The 19363-nt window shown below is 69.3% G+C and carries 20 protein-coding genes, 1 other RNA gene and 1 pseudogene; 16 read left to right on the plus strand and 6 right to left on the minus strand.

Going from position 1 to position 19363, the window contains the following annotated elements:
* The first annotated feature begins 9 nt into the window (after positions 1 to 9).
* The gene (locus BKN37_RS10180) at positions 10 to 339 is read left to right on the plus strand and encodes a hypothetical protein (protein WP_071025113.1); all 330 of its coding nucleotides are present in this window, start codon (positions 10 to 12) and stop codon (positions 337 to 339) included.
* Here the strand turns inward: BKN37_RS10180 and BKN37_RS10185 are convergent.
* Positions 336 to 914, minus strand: coding sequence for a TetR/AcrR family transcriptional regulator (locus BKN37_RS10185; protein WP_071025116.1), 579 nt, complete (start codon positions 912 to 914; stop codon positions 336 to 338). The genes BKN37_RS10180 and BKN37_RS10185 overlap by 4 nt on opposite strands.
* Before the next feature lie 81 nt (positions 915 to 995).
* On the opposite strand from BKN37_RS10185, the gene BKN37_RS10190 reads away from it, so the two are divergent.
* Together BKN37_RS10190 and BKN37_RS10195 are read left to right on the plus strand one after the other, a co-directional pair.
* Entirely contained in the window at positions 996 to 2051 is a 1056-nt protein-coding gene (locus tag BKN37_RS10190; RefSeq protein ID WP_071025158.1) for a saccharopine dehydrogenase family protein, read from the plus strand.
* A 118-nt stretch (positions 2052 to 2169) separates the two neighbouring features.
* Positions 2170 to 2586 carry a hypothetical protein gene (locus BKN37_RS10195; protein ID WP_071025118.1) on the plus strand — a complete coding sequence of 139 codons (417 nt, stop codon included), beginning with the start codon at positions 2170 to 2172 and terminating at the stop codon, positions 2584 to 2586.
* A 96-nt stretch (positions 2587 to 2682) separates the two neighbouring features.
* On the opposite strand, the gene BKN37_RS10200 is transcribed toward BKN37_RS10195, so the two are convergent.
* Positions 2683 to 4038: an FAD-dependent oxidoreductase gene (locus BKN37_RS10200; RefSeq protein ID WP_071025120.1), complete on the minus strand. Its 1356-nt coding sequence runs from the start codon at positions 4036 to 4038 to the stop codon at positions 2683 to 2685.
* A gap of 124 nt (positions 4039 to 4162) precedes the next feature.
* On the opposite strand from BKN37_RS10200, the gene prfB reads away from it, so the two are divergent.
* From prfB to ssrA, 8 genes are all read left to right on the plus strand, one after another.
* Positions 4163 to 5269, plus strand: coding sequence for a peptide chain release factor 2 (prfB, locus tag BKN37_RS10205; protein ID WP_071025122.1), 1107 nt, complete (start codon positions 4163 to 4165; stop codon positions 5267 to 5269).
* On the plus strand, positions 5259 to 6221 hold the full coding sequence (locus tag BKN37_RS10210) for a mechanosensitive ion channel family protein (protein ID WP_071025124.1): 963 nt from the start codon (positions 5259 to 5261) through the stop codon (positions 6219 to 6221). The genes prfB and BKN37_RS10210 overlap by 11 nt, the downstream gene beginning before the upstream one ends.
* Positions 6222 to 6226: 5 nt before the next feature.
* The gene (locus tag BKN37_RS10215; protein WP_071025160.1) at positions 6227 to 6706 is read left to right on the plus strand and encodes an Rv3103c family proline-rich protein; all 480 of its coding nucleotides are present in this window, start codon (positions 6227 to 6229) and stop codon (positions 6704 to 6706) included.
* Between the two features lie 44 nt (positions 6707 to 6750).
* Positions 6751 to 7440 (plus strand): cell division ATP-binding protein FtsE, encoded by a 690-nt coding sequence (gene ftsE, locus BKN37_RS10220; RefSeq protein WP_071025126.1) that lies wholly within the window; start codon positions 6751 to 6753, stop codon positions 7438 to 7440.
* Entirely contained in the window at positions 7441 to 8334 is an 894-nt protein-coding gene (gene ftsX, locus BKN37_RS10225) for a permease-like cell division protein FtsX (RefSeq protein ID WP_071025129.1), read from the plus strand.
* Positions 8335 to 8338: 4 nt separating this feature from the next.
* The gene (gene smpB, locus BKN37_RS10230; RefSeq protein ID WP_071025131.1) at positions 8339 to 8833 is read left to right on the plus strand and encodes an SsrA-binding protein SmpB; all 495 of its coding nucleotides are present in this window, start codon (positions 8339 to 8341) and stop codon (positions 8831 to 8833) included.
* The gene (locus tag BKN37_RS10235; RefSeq protein WP_071025133.1) at positions 8830 to 9687 is read left to right on the plus strand and encodes a DMT family transporter; all 858 of its coding nucleotides are present in this window, start codon (positions 8830 to 8832) and stop codon (positions 9685 to 9687) included. Before smpB ends, BKN37_RS10235 begins: the two co-directional genes overlap by 4 nt.
* A 310-nt stretch (positions 9688 to 9997) precedes the next feature.
* Positions 9998 to 10365, plus strand: a transfer-messenger RNA (tmRNA) gene (gene ssrA / locus BKN37_RS10240).
* Between the two features lie 63 nt (positions 10366 to 10428).
* Here ssrA and BKN37_RS10245 read toward each other — a convergent pair.
* Both BKN37_RS10245 and BKN37_RS10250 read right to left on the minus strand, forming a co-directional pair.
* The gene (locus BKN37_RS10245; protein ID WP_071025136.1) at positions 10429 to 11415 is read right to left on the minus strand and encodes an aldo/keto reductase; all 987 of its coding nucleotides are present in this window, start codon (positions 11413 to 11415) and stop codon (positions 10429 to 10431) included.
* Positions 11416 to 11487: 72 nt separating this feature from the next.
* Positions 11488 to 12135, minus strand: coding sequence for a TetR/AcrR family transcriptional regulator (locus BKN37_RS10250; RefSeq protein ID WP_071025139.1), 648 nt, complete (start codon positions 12133 to 12135; stop codon positions 11488 to 11490).
* Positions 12136 to 12217: 82 nt separating this feature from the next.
* On the opposite strand from BKN37_RS10250, the gene BKN37_RS10255 reads away from it, so the two are divergent.
* From BKN37_RS10255 to BKN37_RS10275, 5 genes are all read left to right on the plus strand, one after another.
* The gene (locus BKN37_RS10255) at positions 12218 to 13978 is read left to right on the plus strand and encodes an N-acyl-D-amino-acid deacylase family protein (RefSeq protein ID WP_071025142.1); all 1761 of its coding nucleotides are present in this window, start codon (positions 12218 to 12220) and stop codon (positions 13976 to 13978) included.
* A gap of 53 nt (positions 13979 to 14031) precedes the next feature.
* A complete protein-coding gene (locus BKN37_RS10260; RefSeq protein WP_071025145.1) occupies positions 14032 to 14607 on the plus strand; it encodes a hypothetical protein in 576 nt (191 codons plus the stop codon).
* Positions 14608 to 14679: 72 nt separating this feature from the next.
* Positions 14680 to 16464 carry an acyl-CoA dehydrogenase family protein gene (locus tag BKN37_RS10265; protein WP_071025148.1) on the plus strand — a complete coding sequence of 595 codons (1785 nt, stop codon included), beginning with the start codon at positions 14680 to 14682 and terminating at the stop codon, positions 16462 to 16464.
* The gene (locus BKN37_RS10270; RefSeq protein WP_071025149.1) at positions 16461 to 16826 is read left to right on the plus strand and encodes a DUF488 domain-containing protein; all 366 of its coding nucleotides are present in this window, start codon (positions 16461 to 16463) and stop codon (positions 16824 to 16826) included. Before BKN37_RS10265 ends, BKN37_RS10270 begins: the two co-directional genes overlap by 4 nt.
* A 66-nt stretch (positions 16827 to 16892) precedes the next feature.
* Positions 16893 to 17498 carry a GNAT family N-acetyltransferase gene (locus tag BKN37_RS10275; RefSeq protein ID WP_071025150.1) on the plus strand — a complete coding sequence of 202 codons (606 nt, stop codon included), beginning with the start codon at positions 16893 to 16895 and terminating at the stop codon, positions 17496 to 17498.
* Here the strand turns inward: BKN37_RS10275 and mbtN are convergent.
* Both mbtN and BKN37_RS10285 read right to left on the minus strand, forming a co-directional pair.
* Positions 17495 to 18640, minus strand: coding sequence for a mycobactin biosynthesis acyl-ACP dehydrogenase MbtN (mbtN, locus tag BKN37_RS10280; protein WP_071025151.1), 1146 nt, complete (start codon positions 18638 to 18640; stop codon positions 17495 to 17497). The two genes, BKN37_RS10275 and mbtN, sit on opposite strands and share 4 nt — an antisense overlap.
* Positions 18637 to 19363: pseudogene (locus tag BKN37_RS10285) on the minus strand (AMP-binding protein); the annotation flags it as partial. The pseudogene BKN37_RS10285 and the gene mbtN, both read right to left, overlap by 4 nt.

A 19363-nucleotide genomic window follows, 5' to 3' on the forward strand; every position in this document is an offset into this window, starting at 1 on the left:
CATGGCCTCGTGTGGGAATTCTGGGTGCTGTTGCTGCTCGTCGCGACCCTGGCGGTATTTGTCGCCCCCCGGTTCCTGCGCCGCGGCACGGGCGCCGGCGCGCAATCGGGCACGCTGCTGATCACCGGGGTCAGCCCGCGACCCGACGCCACCGGCGAGCAGTACGTCACCATCTCCGGGGTGATCAGCGGCCCAACCGTCATCGAGCACCCCGTATACCAGCGGCTGGCCATGAACGTCGAGCAGTGGCCGTCGATCGGTGAGCTGCGCCCGGTGCTGTACTCGCCGCGCAACCCCGACAACTGGCATTTCGATTCGCCGGAGCGGACGCAGCCCTAGGTCAACGGCGTAGTCATCAGGTGCCTCATCGCCGCCACGGTCTGGTTGATGGTGGTCGGCAGGTCAGGGTCGCCGTGCTGGTTGAGCCAGCGGGTCACCGCTATCCGGAACGTGGTCACGGCGAGCTCGGCCGCCAGCTGGGCGCTCAGGTCGTCGACGCCGCGGTCGCGGAAGCCCCGCTCGAGGGCCTCCGACATCAGCGAGAACTTGCGCAGCTCGCGCTCATGCAGGGCGGGTTCGGCGTCGATCGCGGCCCGTCGGCGTAGCAGGTAGTCGAGGCTGCGGCCCTCGAAGATTTCGGCCGCGGCGGGGGCCAGGCCCTCGGTGATCAGTTCCATCGGGCCGAGCGAGGGCGGGGCCTCGGCCATCAGGCGGGCCACCTGCTCGGGTACCAACTCCTCGCCGGCGAAGAGCACCTCACGCTTATCGGCGAAGTGCCGGAAGAAGGTACGGGTCGTGAGCCCGGCCCGCGCCGTGATCTGCGGCACGGTGGTCTCGGTGAAGCCCTGCTCGAGGAAGAGGTCGAGCGCGGCCTGCTCGAGCCGTTCTCGTGCGCCCGGCTGCCAGCGACCCATGCGCCGAATTCTAGTGATGACACGCCGTGCCGTGCTGTGCAATAGTGATGACACGACGTGCCATGACTGATGGAGGCGAACATGACGGGTGAGATCTGGGTGCTCGGCGCGACCGGACGGGTCGGCCGGGAGGCGGCGGCGCGGCTGCAGCAGGCGGGCGCCGAGGTGGTGGTGGCCGGCCGTGATCGAGAGCGGTTGACCCAGGTGAGTCCGGACGCCCGGGCGGTGGTCGGCTCGCTCGATGAGGTCTGCGCACGGCTGGCCGCCGAGGCGCCGACCGTGGTGATCAACACGGTGGGACCGTTTGCGGTCACGGCGCCGCAGGTTGCGCGGGCCTGCCCGCCAGGCACCCACTACGTCGACGTCGCCAACGAACTGAGCGCCTTCGAGCTGCTCCACGGCATGGATCGGGCGGCGGCGGCGACCGGTCGCACGCTGGTCTGCGGGGCCGGCTTCGGCGTGCTGGCGACCGAGAGCATCCTGCTGCATCTGCTGGCGGGCGAGGAGACACCGTCGCGCGTACGGGTCGACGCAATCGCGTCGGTCGCGATCGAACCCGGCGCCCTGGGGGAGGCCTTGGCCGCCACCATCGTGGACGGTTTGCGCGGCGGCGGCCGCGAGGTGCGGCGGGGCCGGGTGGTGCGCACCCGGGCCGGCCGCGCCGCCGAGCGATTGACCACCCCCGACGGCGACGTGGTCACCACCGCTTCCCTGGCCAGCGGCGAGCTCTTCGCGGCCTGGCGGGCCAGCGGCGCCCCGTCGGTGATCGGCGGCTCGGCTCTCGCCCCGGCCAACCCGGTCGTCCGAGCGGCTCTGCCGGCGATCGGTGGCGTGCTGCGGTTGCCCGGCCTGGCCGACTTCGCCACTCGGCGGCTCGCCCGCATCACCACGACCACGGCCACGGAGCGCCCGCGCCGATCATCCTGGGGCCGCGCCCGAGTCGAATGGCCGTCCGGCCGCGTGCGTGAGGGCTGGCTGCGCACCGGCGAGGGCATGGCGTTCACGGTCGGCGCCGTCACCGAGGTGGCCCAGCTCCTGGCCAAGGGAGAGGGGCGCCCCGGCGCGTTCACCCCGGCCAGGCTCTTCGGCCCCGAGGTGGCGCTGGCCGCCGGCGCCGAGTTCGTGGTCCCGGCCTGAGCCAGGGCCGGGCACGGTCGGGTCTTGTGACAACCGGGCGTTTAGCGGCGCCGGCGGGCGGCTCACCGAACCGGCCCGCGGTCGCGGGAACGCCGGACATCGGGGAACATGGGGCGCCATGGCCCCGCCGCATCAGCCCGACCCGTCCGCGGGCGATCACACCGACCCCGCGCCGGTGGCCGACGACCAGCCGCGGATCATCCGGCTGCGGATCGTGCCCTGGGATGTGATCTGCACCGTCGCGCTGTTGGCGTTGCTGGTCGTGGTGGCCACCACCACCGACTGGTGGCCGCGGCTGTTCGGCTTCCTCGATGACGTGTGCGCCGAGGACGACTGCCCGCCGGCGCCGTTCGGCATCAACTACTACGTCTACCCGGTGGTGTGGGGCGGCCTGGGCGCGGCGGTCGCCGCGGCGATCCTCGGCCCGTTCGTGTCGCTGCTGAAGGGCTGGTACATGTGCTTTTGGATGGCGATCGCGCTGGCCATGGTGCTGCTGAGCTCACTTGTCGGTTCGCTGCTGAGCGCGGTGCAGTGACGCTCGAGGCCGCCGGCACCGAACGTGCATTCAGCGCGATAATCCGGCCGAATTTTTGAACTGAGTGCACGCTCGGCGGCGAAAGGGCGCCACGCTTCAGCCGTGGCCGATCCGCAGCAGGTCGGCGACGCTGGCCAGTTTGATCCGGGGCCGGCCGTGCGGCTCGCCGGTCGAGCGCTCGTAGGCGTCGATCAGCTCCCAGTGCTCGTCGGTGACCAGCTTCGGCTGCCGGGACAGCAGCCACGACCGCAACTCGTCGCCGTGCTCGGGGCCGCGCTCGGCGGGCTGCGCGGCCGCGAGGTCGGCGGCCAGGGTGTCCACGGTGTGCTGGGAGTCGCTCTTGTTGCTGCCGATCACCCCGGTCGGGCCGCGTTTGATCCAGCCGACCACGTACTGGTTGCGGGTGCCGTCGATCCGCCCGTCGGTGTGCGGAATGGTGCCGGTGCGCTCGTCGAACGGCAGCCCCGCGGTGGGCACCCCCCGGTAGCCGACCGCTCGCACCACCAGATGCGCCGGCACCACCTCCCGGGCGCCGGTGTCCTTGGCGACCACCCGACCGCTCTCGTCGGTGACCAGCTCGTTGCGGCCCAGCACCACCTGCTGGACCCGCTCGTCGCCGCGGATCTCGATCGGCGATGTCTGGAACCGGAACACGATGCGCCGGTGACCCGGGCGCGGCTCGCGCCCGGCGTAGCCGCGCAGCACCTTGAGGTTCTGCTTGGGCGTTTTCCCGGCCGTCTCGGCGTCCTCGTCGGTGATGTCGGCGAGATCGACGGGGTCGACGATCACGTCGACGTCCTGCAAACCCTTCAGGTCGCCCAATTCCCGCAACTCCAGGGTGGTGAAGGTCGCCTGCAGCGGACCGCGGCGACCGATGATCAGCACCTCCTCGACACCGCGCGGGTCCAGCACCTCCAGCGCGTGATCGGCGATGTCGGTGCTGCGCAGCTCGTCGGGGTCGCTGATCAAAATGCGGGCCACGTCCAGCGCGACGTTGCCGTTGCCGACCACGATCGCCCGGCCGCGGGACAGGTCCGGCGCCATCGTCTGGTAGTGCGGGTGGGCGTTGTACCAGCCGACCAGCTCCACCGCGGCGACGCTGCCGGGCAGGTCCTCGCCGGGGATGCGCAGCGGTTTGTCGGACTGGGCGCCCACCGCGTAGATCACCGCGTCGTAGCGCTCGGCCAGCTCCGCGGGGTGCACATGCTCACCGACCACGATATTGCCGAAGAACCGGAACCGCGGGTCGCGCGCGGTCTTTTCGAACTGGGCGCTGATCGACTTGATCTTCGGGTGGTCGGGGGCGACCCCGGAACGCACCAGACCCCATGGGGTGGGCAGCATCTCCAGCATGTCGACGTGCACGTCGATCCCGTCGAGCTTGAGCAGCGAGGCCGCCGCAAAATACCCCGACGGGCCGGAGCCGATGATCGCCACATGGTAGGGGCGCATACTCGAACCTTCTTTCGTGCCCGGGTGCGCGCAAGGGGCTGTTACGTCGTCATCGCACGGGCATCGTGGGTCGCCCCCGATGCTAAACGCACCCACCCGGCCGCCGCCGGTAACCTGAATAAACGTGGAACCTGATCGTCAAGCCGACATCGCCGCCCTCGACACCACCTTGACCACGGTGGAGCGGGTGCTCGACGTCGACGGTCTGCGCGGTCGCATCGAGAAACTCGAACACGAGGCGTCCGACCCGAACCTGTGGGACGACCAGGCCAACGCGCAGCGGGTGACCAGCGAGTTGTCCCACGCCCAGGGTGAGCTGCGCCGCGTCGAGGACCTGCGCCGCCGCCTCGACGACCTGCCGGTGCTCTACGAACTCGCCACCGAAGACGGCGGCGCGGACGAGCTCGCCGACGCCGACGCCGAACTCAAGGCACTGCGCGCCGACATCGAGGCCATGGAGGTCCGCACGCTGCTGTCCGGGGAATACGACGAGCGCGAGGCGCTGGTCACCATCCGGTCCGGGGCCGGCGGGGTGGACGCCGCCGACTGGGCCGAGATGCTGATGCGGATGTACATCCGGTGGGCCGAGCAGCACAAGTATCCCGTCGAGGTGTTCGACACCTCCTACGCGGAAGAGGCCGGGATCAAAAGCGCGACGTTCGCCGTGCACGCCCCGTTCGGGTACGGCACCCTGTCCGTCGAGCAGGGCACCCACCGGCTGGTGCGGATCAGCCCGTTCGACAACCAGAGCCGCCGTCAGACCTCGTTCGCCGAGGTCGAGGTGCTGCCGGTGGTGGAGACCACCGACCACATCGACATCCCGGAGGGCGACGTCCGCGTCGACGTCTACCGCTCCAGCGGGCCCGGCGGCCAGTCGGTCAACACCACCGACTCGGCGGTGCGGCTGACCCACATTCCCACCGGCATCGTCGTCACCTGCCAAAACGAGAAGTCCCAGCTGCAGAACAAGGTCGCCGCCATGCGGGTGCTGCAGGCAAAGCTGCTGGAACGCAAGCGGTTAGAGGAACGCGCCGAGCTCGACGCGCTCAAGGGCGACGGCGGCAGCTCGTGGGGCAACCAGATGCGCTCCTACGTGTTGCACCCGTACCAGATGGTCAAGGACCTGCGCACCGAGTACGAGGTCGGCAACCCGGCGGCCGTGCTGGACGGCGACATCGACGGCTTCCTGGAAGCCGGGATCCGGTGGCGCAACAGGCGCGATGACGACTGACACCAGCGTTCTTGCCCTCTCGCTGGCGCAGCGCTGGCACGACTTCTGGCGCGGTGACATCGGCGAATGGATCATCGCCAAGGGCTTACGGATCGTCCTGCTGCTGATCGGGGCGGTGCTGGTCGCCCGGTTCATCACCTGGTCGGCGCAGAAGATCACCCGGCGCCTCGAAGAGGGGTTCCAGACCGGGGACGCCCTGGTGCGTTCGGAGGCCTCCAAGCATCGCCAAGCGGTCGCGTCGGTGATTTCCTGGGTCGCACTGGTGCTGCTCGGCGTCATGGTCGCCGTCCAGATCACCGACATCGTCAACATCTCGGTGGGGTCGTTGGTGGGGCCGGCCGCGGTGCTGGGCGGCGCGTTGGGCTTCGGCGCCCAAAAACTGGTTCAAGACCTGCTCGCCGGGTTCTTCATCATCACCGAGAAGCAGTACGGCTTCGGCGATCTGGTGCAGCTGAGCATGGTGGGCGCACCGACCGAGGCGCTCGGGACGGTCGAAGAGGTCACGCTGCGGGTGACCAAGCTGCGCACCCCCGACGGCGAGGTGTACAGCATCCCCAACGGCAACATCGTCCGCTCGCTGAACCTGTCCAAGGATTGGGCGCGCGCGGTCGTCGACATCCCGGTCCCGACCACCGCGGACCTCAGCCAGGTCAACGACGTGCTGCATCAGGTCTGCGAGCACGCGAGGGACGAGGACGCGCTGCGGGACCTGCTGCTGGACAAGCCGGCCCTGATGGGTGTGGAAAGCATCGAGGTCGACACGGTCAACCTGCGGATGGTGGCCCGCACGCTGCCCGGCAAACAATTCGAGGTCGGGCGGCGGCTGCGCGTGCAAGTGGTCCGGGCGCTGGCCCGGGTCGGCGTGGTGACCGCCGGCGGGGTGACCCCCACCGTGGAGGCGATCGCCCATCCGGCCACGGCCGCCGCCGACAAAACGCAGGGGCCGGGGTAAACGTGGTGAAGGTCACGTTGCCGAAGCTGAAGAAGAACGCCGACGGGGAACGCGGCTGGCCGGCCTACCTGTTCGGCGGCCACGTGCGCACCTCCACCGTGGTGCTGATCGTCGCGTTTTTCCTGGTGTGGTGGGTGTACGACGCGTATCAGCCGCCGCCGAAACCCGTCCCGGCGCCGCAGGTGGTGCCGCCGGGTTTCGTGCCGGACCCCAACTACACGTGGGTGCCGCGCAGCCGGTTGCAGCAGCCGCCGGCGACGGTCACCGAGACGGTGCGACCGCCGACGGTGACCGAAACCGTGACGCCGACCACCACGGCGCCGCCGACGACGTCCAGCGAGCCCCCGCCGCCGCCGTTCTGTCCGCCGTTTTGCCCGCCGTCCCCCTCGGAACCGGCGCCGCCGGGCGAGTCGCCCAGTCCGGCTCCCGGGCAATCGCCGACGCCTGCCCCGCCGACGGTCACCACCACGCCACCCCCGAGGTAGCCTGACCAGCTTCGAGGAAACACACAGCTACACTGCGTGCCGTGATGATCACCCTCGACCATGTCAGTAAGCAGTACAAGTCGTCGGCGCGTCCAGCGCTGGACAACGTCAACGTCAAAATCGACAAGGGTGAGTTCGTCTTCCTCATCGGGCCGTCCGGCTCGGGCAAGTCGACCTTCATGCGACTGCTGTTGGGTGCCGAAACCCCCACCAGCGGCGACGTGCGGGTCTCGAAGTTCCACGTCAACAAGCTGTCCGGCCGCCACATCCCGCGGCTGCGGCAGGTGATCGGCTGCGTGTTCCAGGATTTCCGGCTGCTGCAGCAGAAAACGGTGTTCGCCAACGTCGCCTTCGCGCTCGAGGTGATCGGCAAAAAACCCGAGATGATCAACCGGGTGGTGCCCGACGTGCTGGAGATGGTCGGGCTGTCGGGCAAAGCCAACCGGATGCCCGCCGAACTGTCCGGCGGGGAACAGCAGCGGGTCGCGATCGCGCGGGCCTTCGTCAACCGGCCGCTGGTGCTGTTGGCCGATGAGCCCACCGGAAACTTGGACCCGGAGACCAGCAAGGACATCATGGACCTGCTGGAACGCATCAACCGGACCGGGACCACCGTGCTGATGGCCACCCATGACCACCACATCGTCGACGCGATGCGACAACGGGTGGTGGAACTGTCGTTGGGCAGGCTGGTGCGAGATGAGCAGCGCGGCGTCTACGGAATGGATCGGTAAGTGCGTTTCAGCTTCCTGCTCAACGAAGTCATCACCGGTCTTCGTCGCAATGTCACCATGACGATCGCGATGATCCTGACCACCGCCATCTCGATCGGCCTGTTCGGCGGCGGGCTGCTGGTGATCCGGCTGGCCGACAACTCCCGCGCCATCTACCTGGACCGGGTTGAGTCGCAGGTGTTCTTACAGGCCGACGTCTCGGCCAACGACCCGACCTGCGACGCCGACCCGTGTAAGGCGCTGCGCGAAAAGATCGAGTCGCGGGCCGACGTGAAATCGGTGCGCTACCTCAACAGCGAAGACGCCTACCAGGACGCGATCCGCAAGTTCCCGCAGTTCAAAGACGTGGCCAGCAAGGACACCTTCCCGTCGTCGTTCATCGTCAAGCTGGAACACCCCGAGCAGCATCAAGAGTTCGACGCCGCCATGCAGGGTCAGCCCGGGGTGGACCGGGTGCTCAACCAAAAGGAGCTGATCGACCGGTTGTTCGCGGTGCTGGACGGCTTGAGCAGCGCCGCGTTCGCGGTGGCGCTGGTGCAGGCGATCGGTGCGATCCTGTTGATCGCCAACATGGTTCAGGTCGCGGCCTACACCCGGCGCACCGAGGTCGGCATCATGCGGCTGGTCGGCGCCACCCGCTGGTACACCCAGCTGCCGTTCCTGGTCGAGGCGATGGTGGCGGCCACCGCCGGTGTCATCATCGCGATCTTCGGGCTGGTGTTGGTGCGGGCGTTGTTCCTCGACAAGGCGTTGAGCCAGTTCTACAAGGCCAATTTGCTCGCCCCGATTGGATACCTTGACATCCTCTACATTTCACCCTGGCTGCTGCTGGTCGGGGCGGCGATGGCCGGGGTGACCGCGTATGTGACGCTGCGTCTCTACGTACGGCGGTAGCCAAATGGCCAAAAAGTCCAGCGGCGAAAAGACTTCCGGCAAACAGGTGGTGGCCACCAATCGCAAGGCGCGGCACGACTATGCCATTGTGGAGGTGTTCGAAGCTGGTGTGGCGTTGGTCGGAACCGAGGTGAAAAGCTTGCGGGAAGGTCACGCCTCCCTGGTCGATGCGTTCGCCACCGTGGACGATGGCGAAGTGTGGTTGCGCAACATGCACATTCCGGAGTACCACCACGGCACCTGGACCAACCATGCGCCGCGGCGCAACCGCAAGCTGCTGCTGCATCGCCGCCAGATCGACGTGCTGGTGGGCAAACTGCGCGACGGCAACCTGACCCTGGTTCCGCTGTCGGTGTATTTCCTGCACGGCAAGGTCAAAGTGGAGTTGGCGCTGGCCCGCGGTAAGCAGGCCCACGACAAGCGCCAGGACCTGGCCCGCCGGGATGCCCAGCGGGAGATCACCCGCGCGATGGGTCGACGCGTCAAGGGCATGTCCTGATCGGCGCACCCGCTGGGCCGGCGTTGGCGCTGGTGTCGGCGGCCAACTTCGGTGTCAGCGACTTCGTCGGGGGACTCGCCTCGCGGCGCGTGGTGGCGCTGCGGGTGGTGCTGGTGTCCACCCCGGTCGCGATGGTGCTGCTGGGGGTGCTGGCTGTTGTCGAGGGCGGACCGATCACCGCCGAGGCGGTGATCTGGGGCGCGCTGGGCGGGATCAGCCAGGCACTGGGCATCTGGTGGTTCTATGCGGCGCTGGGCTCGGGCCCGATCGCGGTGGTCTCCCCGCTGTCGGCGGTGGTCGATGCGGCCGTGCCCGTCGGGGTCGGTGTGGCGTTGGGGGAGCGGCCGGGGCCGCTGGCCACCGCCGGCATCGTGCTGGCGCTGGTCTCGGTGGTGCTGATCAGCCGGGAAGCCACCGACGAGGACGTCAAACCGCACCGGTTCACCCGGAAGGTGGCGTGGCTGACGATCGGTTCCGGGTTGGCGCTCGGGTTGAATTTCGTGTTCATCGACCAGACCCCGATGGAGTCGCGGCTATGGCCGCTGCTGTTCGCGCGGGCGGCGGCGTCGGTGATGGTGGTCGTGGTGGCCGCGGTCAGCCGCAACCTGCAGATCCCGTCCGGCACCCCGCTGCGGTTGGCGCTGCTGGCCGCACTGCTCGACACCGTCGCCAACGTCACCATGCTGCTGGCGTTGCACGTTGCCCTGCTGTCGCTGGCCAGCGTGCTGATCGCGCTGTACCCGGCCGCGACGGTGGTGCTGGCGATCGTGGTGCTGCGGGAGCGGGTGCACCGCTGGCAGGTGGTGGGCATGGTGCTGGCGATGATCGCGGTGGCGATGATCACCATCCGGTGACGCTTTTGCGGCGCCTCTGCCGCCCTTCGTCGCCGAGTGTGCGCCTGTGGCGGAAAATCCGGCGAAATCCCGCCATGGATGCACGCTCGGCGACGACCGGTCGGCCTGCCCGGTTGAGTGTGCGCTGACGGCGTTGATTGTGCGTCCAGGGCGGGGCTGCGCGGCGTCTCGCCGCCCTGAACGCACACCCAACATGCCGACCGCCCTGGATGCACACTGAACGGCCATCGACGCGGGAAGATAATGCGCTGGCATCTCGTTGCAGACCGCGTACCATGAATAGTCCTGCCGAAGGTCGGCGGGGATGCGAGGGGCTGAACGGTTTCGACTTCGCGCATCGAATCAAGGGAAGCGTGCCGGTGCAGGCAAGAGACCACCGTAAGCGTCGTTGCAACCAATTAAGCGCCGATTCTCATCAGCGCGACTACGCCCTCGCTGCCTAAGCGACGGCTGGTCTGTCAGACCGGGAGCGCCCTCGGCCCGGACCCTGGCATCAGCTAGAGGGATCCACCGTTACGTCCGGTCGCGGGACGTAACGGGACAACCACAGCGACTGGGATCGTCATCTCGGCTGGTTCGCGTGACCGGGAGGTCCGAGTAGAGGCACAGCGAACTGCGCACGGAGAAGCCTTGAGGGAATGCCGTAGGACCCGGGTTCGATTCCCGGCAGCTCCACCGAATACAGACAGGCCAGGGCCGCCGGCCCTGGCCTGTCTGTATTCAGCTATCCGTGCTGTTCGGCTAACCCGCTTCCCGCGACATTTCCGGCGTCGGCCCACCGACCGGAGTCGCCGCGGCCATGATCTCCTCGATGGCGGCGAGGTCGGCCTCGGACAGTGACACGTCGGCCGCGCCGGCGCTGTCTTGCAGATAGCCGAGATGCTGCGCACCGACGATGGCGACATTCACCCCGGGTTGGGCCAGCGTCCAGGCGATCGCCAGCTGGCTGATCGTGACCCCCAGGTCGGCGGCCAACCGGGACAGCTGGTCAACGACCACCAGGTTGCCTTTGAAGCCGTCACCGCGGAAGACGTCGCTCTTGCTGCGCCAGTCGTTGTCGGCGAAGGTGGTGTCCGGGTGGATGGTTCCGGTCAACAAGCCGTGCGCTAACGGTCCGTACACGAACACGCCGATGTTGTGCGCCCGGCAATACGGCAGCAACTCGTCCTCGATGTCGCGGCGAAACAGGTGATACGGCGGCTGCACGGCTTCCACCGGCAGCGTGGCGGAGAATTCCTCGATTTGCTTGGTGTCGTAGTTGGACACGCCCACGTGCCGGATTTTGCCCGCCGCGACGAGTTCCTTTAACGCCCCGGCGGTTTCGGCGGCCGGAACCGTGGGGTCCGGCCAGTGCACCAGGTAGAAGTCGATGTGATCGACGCCGAGCGCGTTGAGGCTCGAGTCGACGCCGCGTCGCAGCCATTCCGGGCTGGCGTCGCGGACCAGCCCGTCCGCGGTCGGCCGCAGCCCGCCCTTGGTGGCGATCACCACCTCGTCCCGGTTTCGGGTGAGGTCGTCGCGCAGGGCCTTACCGAGGATGCGTTCGGATTCCCCGAAGCCGTATTGCTGTGCGGTGTCGAAGAAGTTGAACCCGAGTTCGCGGGCCCGGCGGATCATCGTGATCGCGGCGTCCTCATCGAAACGCCCCCAGTCTCCGCCGTAGGCCCAGGTGCCGAAGGCTAACCGCGAAACCTCAAGGCCCGTGTTGCCGAACATGTTGGTTTTCAAACCGACCTCCCCTTCGTTAGACGCGAACGCGCACAGCTACACCCCCCACGCTAGGTCAACACCACGACGGCGTCATTCGCCGCCCCGCGGGAGCGGCGCCAGCAGCGCCGCCAGCCCGTACTCGAACACCGCGTCGTAGTCGGTGGGGGACTGCAGGGCGGCGACGAGTTCCCGGTCGGGCCAGTCGTCGGTCCACAGCGCCGGATCTTCCTCGTCGTGTTTGGCGCCGCGCACCGCCGAAAACTGCATCACCGCCGAGGAGATGACGTGCACCTGCACCGCGCGCAGCACCAGCGCGGCCTTCGCGCCGGTCACCCCCAGCTCGGCCAGCTGGGCGGCCAGCGTCTGCTGGATCGGCAGGAACAACGTCGGCGTCCGATCGCGTTCGTGGGCGATGCGCAGCAGGTGCTGCCGCTCGATCAGCGCCGCGCGCTGGGCGCGGGCCAGCGACGCGATGCGCTGCACCGCGGTGTCGCCCGCCACGGGCAGGTTCGCCATCTGGCTCAGCAACCGGTCCACCAGGCGATCGAAGAGGGCGTCTTTGCCGCCGACATGCCAATAGATCGAGGTCACCGCCACCCCGAGTTGGTCGGCCAGCCCGCGCATGGTGAAGGCCTCCACCCCGTGCTGTTCGATCAGCCGGCCCGCAACGTCCAGGACCGCCTCGGCGCTGACGGCCTCGTGGCGCTTACCGGAACTGCCGGTCGGCTGAGGCGTCATCTCCCGAACTCCCTGCGCTCATCTCTGTAACGGTGTTACATTCGCCACTGTAGCGGCGGATAGGGCTGGATGAGGAGAAATCGTGTTCGATCTGAAGATCACCGGGGGCACCGTCGTGGACGGAACGGGCGCGGACCGCTTCGACGCCGACGTGGCCGTTAAGGACGGCAAGATCGTGGCGGTCCACCGGCGCGGGCCCAGCGACCCGCCGCTCGACGGCGCGGCCGCCGAGACCATCGACGCCACCGGCAAGATCGTCGCGCCGGGCTTCGTGGACATCCACACCCACTACGACGGGCAGGTCAGCTGGGACGACGTGTTGGAGCCGTCCAGCACCCACGGCGTGACCACGGTCGTGATGGGCAACTGCGGTGTCGGGTTTGCGCCGGTGCGACCCGGGCGTGAGCAGTGGCTCATCGAGCTGATGGAGGGTGTGGAAGACATCCCGGGCACCGCGCTGACCGAGGGCATTACCTGGGGCTGGGAGAGCTACGCGGACTACCTCGACGTGATCGGCAACCGCGAGCTGGCCGTCGACGTCGGCAGCCAGATCGCGCACGGCACGGTGCGCGCCTACGCGATGGGGGAGCGCGGCGCCCGCAACGAGCCGGCCACCCCGGACGACATCGCGGCGATGTCCCGCTTGGTGCGCGCCGCGATCGAGGCTGGGGCGCTGGGGTTTTCGTCGTCGCGCACGCTCGCGCACCGCGCCATGGACGGCGAACCGGTGCCGGGCACGTTCGCGGCCGAAGACGAACTGTTCGCGCTGGGGCGCGCCATGGCCGCCGGCGGCGGCGCCGTGTTCGAGCTGGCGCCGCAAGGCGCGGCCGGTGAAGACATCGTGGCACCGAAGAAGGAATTGGAGTGGATGCGGCGCCTCGGCGCCGAAATCGACTGCGCGCTCAGCTTCGCCCTGATTCAGGTCGACGCCGACCCGAACCTGTGGCGCGAGCAGCTCGACCTCTCCGCGGCCGCCCACGACGCGGGCAGCCGGCTGCATCCGCAGGTCGCGGCCCGCCCGTTCGGGATGCTGCTGGGGTTCCCCGGCCACCACGCGTTCGCGCACCGCCCGACCTATCAGCGGCTCAAAGCCGAGTGCGGCCGCGACGAACTGGCCGCCCGGCTGGCCGATCCCGCGGTGCGCGCGGCCATCCTGGCCGAGGACGACCTGCCGATCGATCCCACCGTGCTCTTCGACGGCATGTTCGCCTTCGCGCAGCACTCCGCGGATCGCCTCTACGCGCTGGGGGAGCCGCCCGACTACGAGCCCACCGGTGAACGCACGGTGGCCGCGATCGCCCGGGAGCGCGGCGAGGACACCCTGGCCACGATGTATGACCTGATGCTGGAGGCCGACGCCGGCGCGATGCTGATGCTGCCGCTGTTCAACTATGCCGAGGGCAACCACGACGCGATCCGGGAAATGTTGACCCACCCGGCCGGGGTGCTGGGACTGTCGGACGGCGGCGCGCACTGCAGCATGATCTGCGACGCGTCCTATCCCACCTTCTTGCTCACCCACTGGGCGCGCGATCGCCACCGCGGGCCGCGGCTGCCGCTGGAGTACGTCATCCGCAAACAGGCCCACGACACCGCCCAGCTGTTCGGTCTGACCGACCGCGGCGTCATCGACGTAGGCAAGAAGGCCGACGTCAACGTGATCGACCTGGATGCGCTGACCCTGCACGCCCCGCGGATGGCCTACGACCTGCCGGCCGGCGGACACCGACTGGTCCAGGGTGCCTCCGGCTACACCGCCACCATCGTCAACGGGGTGGTGACCCGCCGCGACGGCGTCGACACCGGCGCGCGCCCCGGCCGGCTGGTGCGCGGGGCGCGCTAAGGCCGGTCCCCGTTTGCCCGCCGGGGCGGCCACCGGCGACGCAGAATGGGGCGATGGCGGGGCGGAAACTGGCCCTGGCGGCGTGGTGTGCGACGGCGCTGGTGATGCTCGGCGTGGCCTGCGACCGAGTCACCGGCGGGGCGGCGGTGACCAGTGCGCCGGAACCGACCACGTCGGGGGTGGAGCTGTCCCGACTGTGGAAGAACCATCCGTTGCCGTGCGCGAACCCGACCGGCGGCAGCACCTGGCCCGATGACCCGTATGCGCTGCTGGAGAAGGAGATGTGGCCCACCGATGAGGACGTGGCGTCCCGCCTGATCCACGCCACCGCACGCGGCGGCGACGACTTCATCCTGGGACGGATGCAGTTTTTGGACGCCGTCGTCTTGGAAACGCAGACCGACATCGCCGAGGCCGTCACCACCGGCACCACCGACCTGCGCAACGCCGCCGGGAAGCCGGAAAAGCAGCGGGAGATCACCGAGCGCACCCGCCGGACCATCAAGTCGCGGCACGATCACTACGCCGCCGCCGTCGATCACACGATCAGCGAACTGCGCCGCGGCGAACTGATCGCCGACGCCGAACTCGAGCAGAAATTTTCCGTCGAGCGGCTGTGCCACCGCTGAGCCGCTGTCGCCGGCGGCGCGCCGGACCTATCGTGGGAACCAAGCCTCCACGTCGCGAAGTAGGAGGGGCCAATGACTGCCACCGTCGAATCCGCCCCGGTTAGCGCGCCGCAACCGGTCGGGCACCTCGCCAACGAGGCGCAGGGCATCAATTTCTGGCGGCATGACCGCGCGTTTCGCGATCTGATGACCCGCTATTTGGCGCCGGAGGTGCTGACCCACCTGCAACCGTATTTCGACCGGCTGGGCGCTCTGGCCGGCGGCCGGCTCGATGAGCTGGCCCGGCTGGCCGACCGCAACCCGCCGATCCTGCACCCCCGCGATAAGTTCGGCCGCGACGAGGACTGGATCGAATACCACCTGTCCTACCGCGAAATGGAGACGGTCGCCTACCAGGAATTCGGCATGCACGCCGTCACCCACCGCGCCGGCGTGCTCGACTGGCCCGATCGGCTCCCGCCCAGCGTGAAGTTCGCCCTGCAATATCTGTTCGGGCAAGCCGAGTTCGGGCTGCTGTGCCCGGTCAGCGGATCCGACACCTCGGCCTACATCATCGGGCGCTTCGGCAGCACGGCGCTGCAACGCTATCTGCTGCCGCGGATGCTGTCCCAAGATCCGGCCGCCCTGTGGAAGGGCGCGCAGTTCATGACGGAAAAGGCCGGCGGCTCCGACGTCGGCGCCATCGAAACCACCGCCGAGCCCGTCGGGCGCAACGCGTTGGGGCTCGAGGAGTGGAAGCTGTTCGGGGACAAATGGTTCTGCTCGCACACCGACGCCGAGGTGGTGATGATCCTGGCCCGGCCGACCGGCGCCGGACCGGGAACGCGGGGGCTGGGCCTGTTCGCCATGCCGAGATGGCTACCCGACGGCACCCGCAACAGCTACCGGATCGCACGCCTCAAGGACAAGTTGGGCACCCGGTCGATGGCCAGCGGGGAACTGCTGCTCGACGGTGCCACCGCCTACCTGGTCGGCGACGTGGGGCGCGGATTCGCCCAGATGATCGAGCAGGTCAACCTGTGTCGGATCTCGCACGGCGCCCGCGCCGCGGCCATGATGCGCCGCTGCCTGAACGAGGCCATGGTCGTGGCCCGCAGCCGGAGTGCGTTCGGCAGCAAGATCATCGACAAGCCGCTGCTGCGGCGGCAGTTGATGAAGATCATGGTGCCCACCGAGCAGGCCCTGTCGATGGTCACCTACGCCGCGCATCTGATGGATGTCGGCGACGACGCCACCCTGCGGTTGATCACCCCGCTGCTGAAGTTCCGCGCCTGCCGCGACAACATCAAGGTCGCCGCCGGGGCCCTGGAGGTGCGCGGCGGCAACGGCTACATCGAGGATTTCGTGCACGCCCGGTTGGTGCGCGACGCCCAACTCGGCACCATCTGGGAGGGCACCAGCAACATCAACGCGCTCGACGCCGTGACCCGCGCGGTGAAGAAGAACAAGGGCGACGAGGCCGTGCACGCCGCCCTGCACGCCCTGCTGGCCGCGTCGGCGGTGCCGGACGGTCTGCGCGCCGAGCTGGCCCGCTACCTGGACCGGGCCCTGGAATTCGCGGTCGAGCTCGCGGCCGACCCGGACGGTGAGGCCGAGTGCCGCACCGCGGCCACCGGCCTGTACAACGCCATCACCGCGGTCCTGCTGGCCATCGAGGGCGCCGACTTCGGGGCCGCCGGCGGCGACGCCCGTCGGCTGCTGCTCTCCCGCCTGGTGATCAACCATCGGCTGTGCGCGTCAAACCCGCTGAGCTACCAGAAGTTCGACGGCGAGGACGCGCTCATCGACCGGCTCCTTCAGGAAACGGCCGTGCCCCTCACCGAGGCGGGCGACCTCGTCGAAGGGGCCGCGCGATGAGCGGCAAAACCCGAATCCGGGTGGCGCGGGTGTACGACGACCCCAGCCCCGAGGATGGCGAACGGATCCTGGTGGACCGGGTATGGCCGCGCGGGTTCCGCAAGGACGACCCGCGGGTGGGCCGCTGGTTCAAGGACGCCGCCCCGTCGAAGGAACTGCGCAGCTGGTACAACCACGATCCGCAGCGGTTCGACGAGTTCGTCACCCGCTACCAGGACGAACTGCACACCGACGAGGGCCGGGCGGCGTTTGCCGAACTGCGCGAGCTGACCAAAGGCCACACGGTCACCCTGGTCACCGCCACCCGCGATGTGGACGGCAGCCAGGCCGCGGTGCTGGCCAAACTGCTGAACAAACGCTGACCACCCGCCCACCGCGCGGGGAAGGTTACCCTAACCTCAGTTGCTCGGGTAGGCTCACCGCTCGATATGACTGAAGCCGAAGTGATCCTGCCGCGGGAACTGACCGGCCTCGCCGACGAGGTGCGCAACGTTCCGCCGCCGCCCACCCCGCAGCTGGCCGCGCCGTTCTCCGTTCGACTGGTCGACCCGGACGCCGACGCGGCGCTGATCTCCGAGTGGATGAACCGACCCCACCTGGTGGAGGCGTGGGAGTACGCCTGGCCGGTGCCGCGCTGGCACCGCTACCTGCGCGCCCAACTCGACGGCAGCTACTCGCGGCCGTTCATCGGCAGCTTGAACGGCCAGGACCACGGCTACATCGAGATCTACCGCGCGGCCAAGGATTCCATCGCGCCCCGGTACGACGCCGACCCGTACGACCTGGGGTTGCACGCCGCCATCGCCGACCTGAAGATCATCAACCGGGGGATCGGCCCGCTGCTGCTGCCCCGCATCGCCGCCAGCCTGTTCGAACTCGAACCGCGGTGCCGCCGCATCATGTTCGACCCGGACCACCGCAACACGGCGGCGCGGCGGTTGTGCGAGTTCGCCGGCTGCACCTTCCTGGGTGAGCACGAGATGGCGAACCGCCGCATGGCGCTGTACGCGCTGCCGCGGCCGCCCGCCGACTAGCGCCCGCCGATCAGCGCGTCGTAGCCGGCGTGGTCGGGCCGCATCCCGGCGGCCACCAGCTCCCACAGCACCTCGTCGGTGCCGCCGCCGACCCGGGCCAGCTTCATATCGCGCCACCAGCGGCCCAGCGGGGTCTCGTCGACCAGGTAGCCGGAGCCGCCGAAGATGTGCATGCACTCCGCGAGCACCTCTTCGCCCAGCCGCGCCGCGGTGACTTTCACCGCCGCGGCGGCGCGCAGGTCCAGCCGGCCCTCGGCGGCGATCCCGTTGAGTCCGTGCCGTAACAGGTCGACGCGGGCCTGCAGGTCGGCCACCCGCATCCGCAGCGCCTGATGCTCGAACAGGGTGGCGCCGAACTGCCGCCGGTTCACCATCCGGGCGTGGGTGACACCGAGCACCACCTGGCACGACGCCGCGACCTGGCCGGCGATTGACATGCGCTCGTGGGCCAGGCCCCAGGAGATCGCGGCCAGACCCGTTCCGGGACGGGCGATCAGCGCGTCGGCGGGCACCCAGGTGTCGATATGCACCGCGGCGGTGTCCAGCGGTCCGGCGCCCACCTTGCGGTACGGCTCCTGCACCTGCACCTGTGACGTCGGGACCGCGATCACCAGGACGTTGCCGTGCCGGCTGTTTTCGTCGTGATCCACGCTGCGCGCCACCACCATGATGTGGTCGGCGATCGGGGACAGCGACACGAACTTCTTGACGCCGCGAATCTCGAATCCGTCGCGCGCCGAGCGGACCTCGGTTTCCACGATCTGCAGATCCGAGCCGCCGGACTCCTCGGAGGCCCCGATGCACAGCACCGCCTCGCCGCGGATCGCCTGCTCGCAGATGGTGCGCAGGTACTCCGATCGGCCGAACCGGCGCAGGATCGCGATCGCCGAGTCGTGCAGGCTGACCCCGACGCCGATGCCCGCTGACCCCAGCCGCCCCAGCGCGAAGGCCAGCGCGACCAGCCGGGCCACATCGGGGTGCTGGCCGTCCCCCCACTTCTGCGCGAACACACCGGCGCTGCCCAGGTGCTCGATCAGCTTGCGCGGAAAGCGTTCGGTGGCTTCGGCTTCCGCGGTCCAGTCGACGATCTGCTGGTCGAAGACGTCGTCGAGCAAGGCCCGGTACTCGTCGAGGGTGCTCATGCTTTCACCGCCTCCAGGTTGCGTTTGACCTCCAGCCGGCGCAGCTTGCCCGACGAGGTGCGCGGCAGCGAGCCGGGCGTCACAAACACCACATCGGCGGGCACCACACCGCATTCCGAGGCCACCCGCGCCACCAACTCGCTGCGGGCGCCGGCTTCGTCGGGGCCGCGGAACTCGGCGGTGATCACCAGGCCGGGCCGGGCCGCGCCGTCACCGGCGCCCACCGCCACCACCGCGCCCTCGCGCACCCCGCGCACTGCGGCGGCGACCCGTTCGATCTCGGTGGGAAAGACGTTGCGGCCCGCGACCGAAATGATCTCTTTGGCCCGCCCGCACACCACCAGGCCGTCATCGGTGACATAACCCAGATCGCCGGTGGGAAACCAGGTTTCGGGATCGATCGGGGCTTCCCCGAGATAACCCGACATCATCGAGGTGCCGCGGATCTCGATGTGGCCGACCTCGCGCCCCACCACGTCGGCGTGGTGATCGGACGCCGGCCCGATCCGCACCTCGATCCCCGGGATCGGCTCGCCCAGGGCGGCGTGCCGCCGCGGGGCGTCGGCCGAACCGGCGGGGGTCTCGTCGAACCGCCGCCCCGGGCCGGGGCGGGGGGTGGTGACCGCGCAGGGGGCCTCCGCCCGGGCGTAGGACGGGGAGGGGGGGGCGGCGGCGGAAACGGATCTGGGGGGGTCGGGGGGGGACCGGGGCCGGCCGGGGGCG

The organism is Mycobacterium talmoniae, assembly GCF_001854525.1.
GTDB lineage: Bacteria > Actinomycetota > Actinomycetes > Mycobacteriales > Mycobacteriaceae > Mycobacterium > Mycobacterium talmoniae.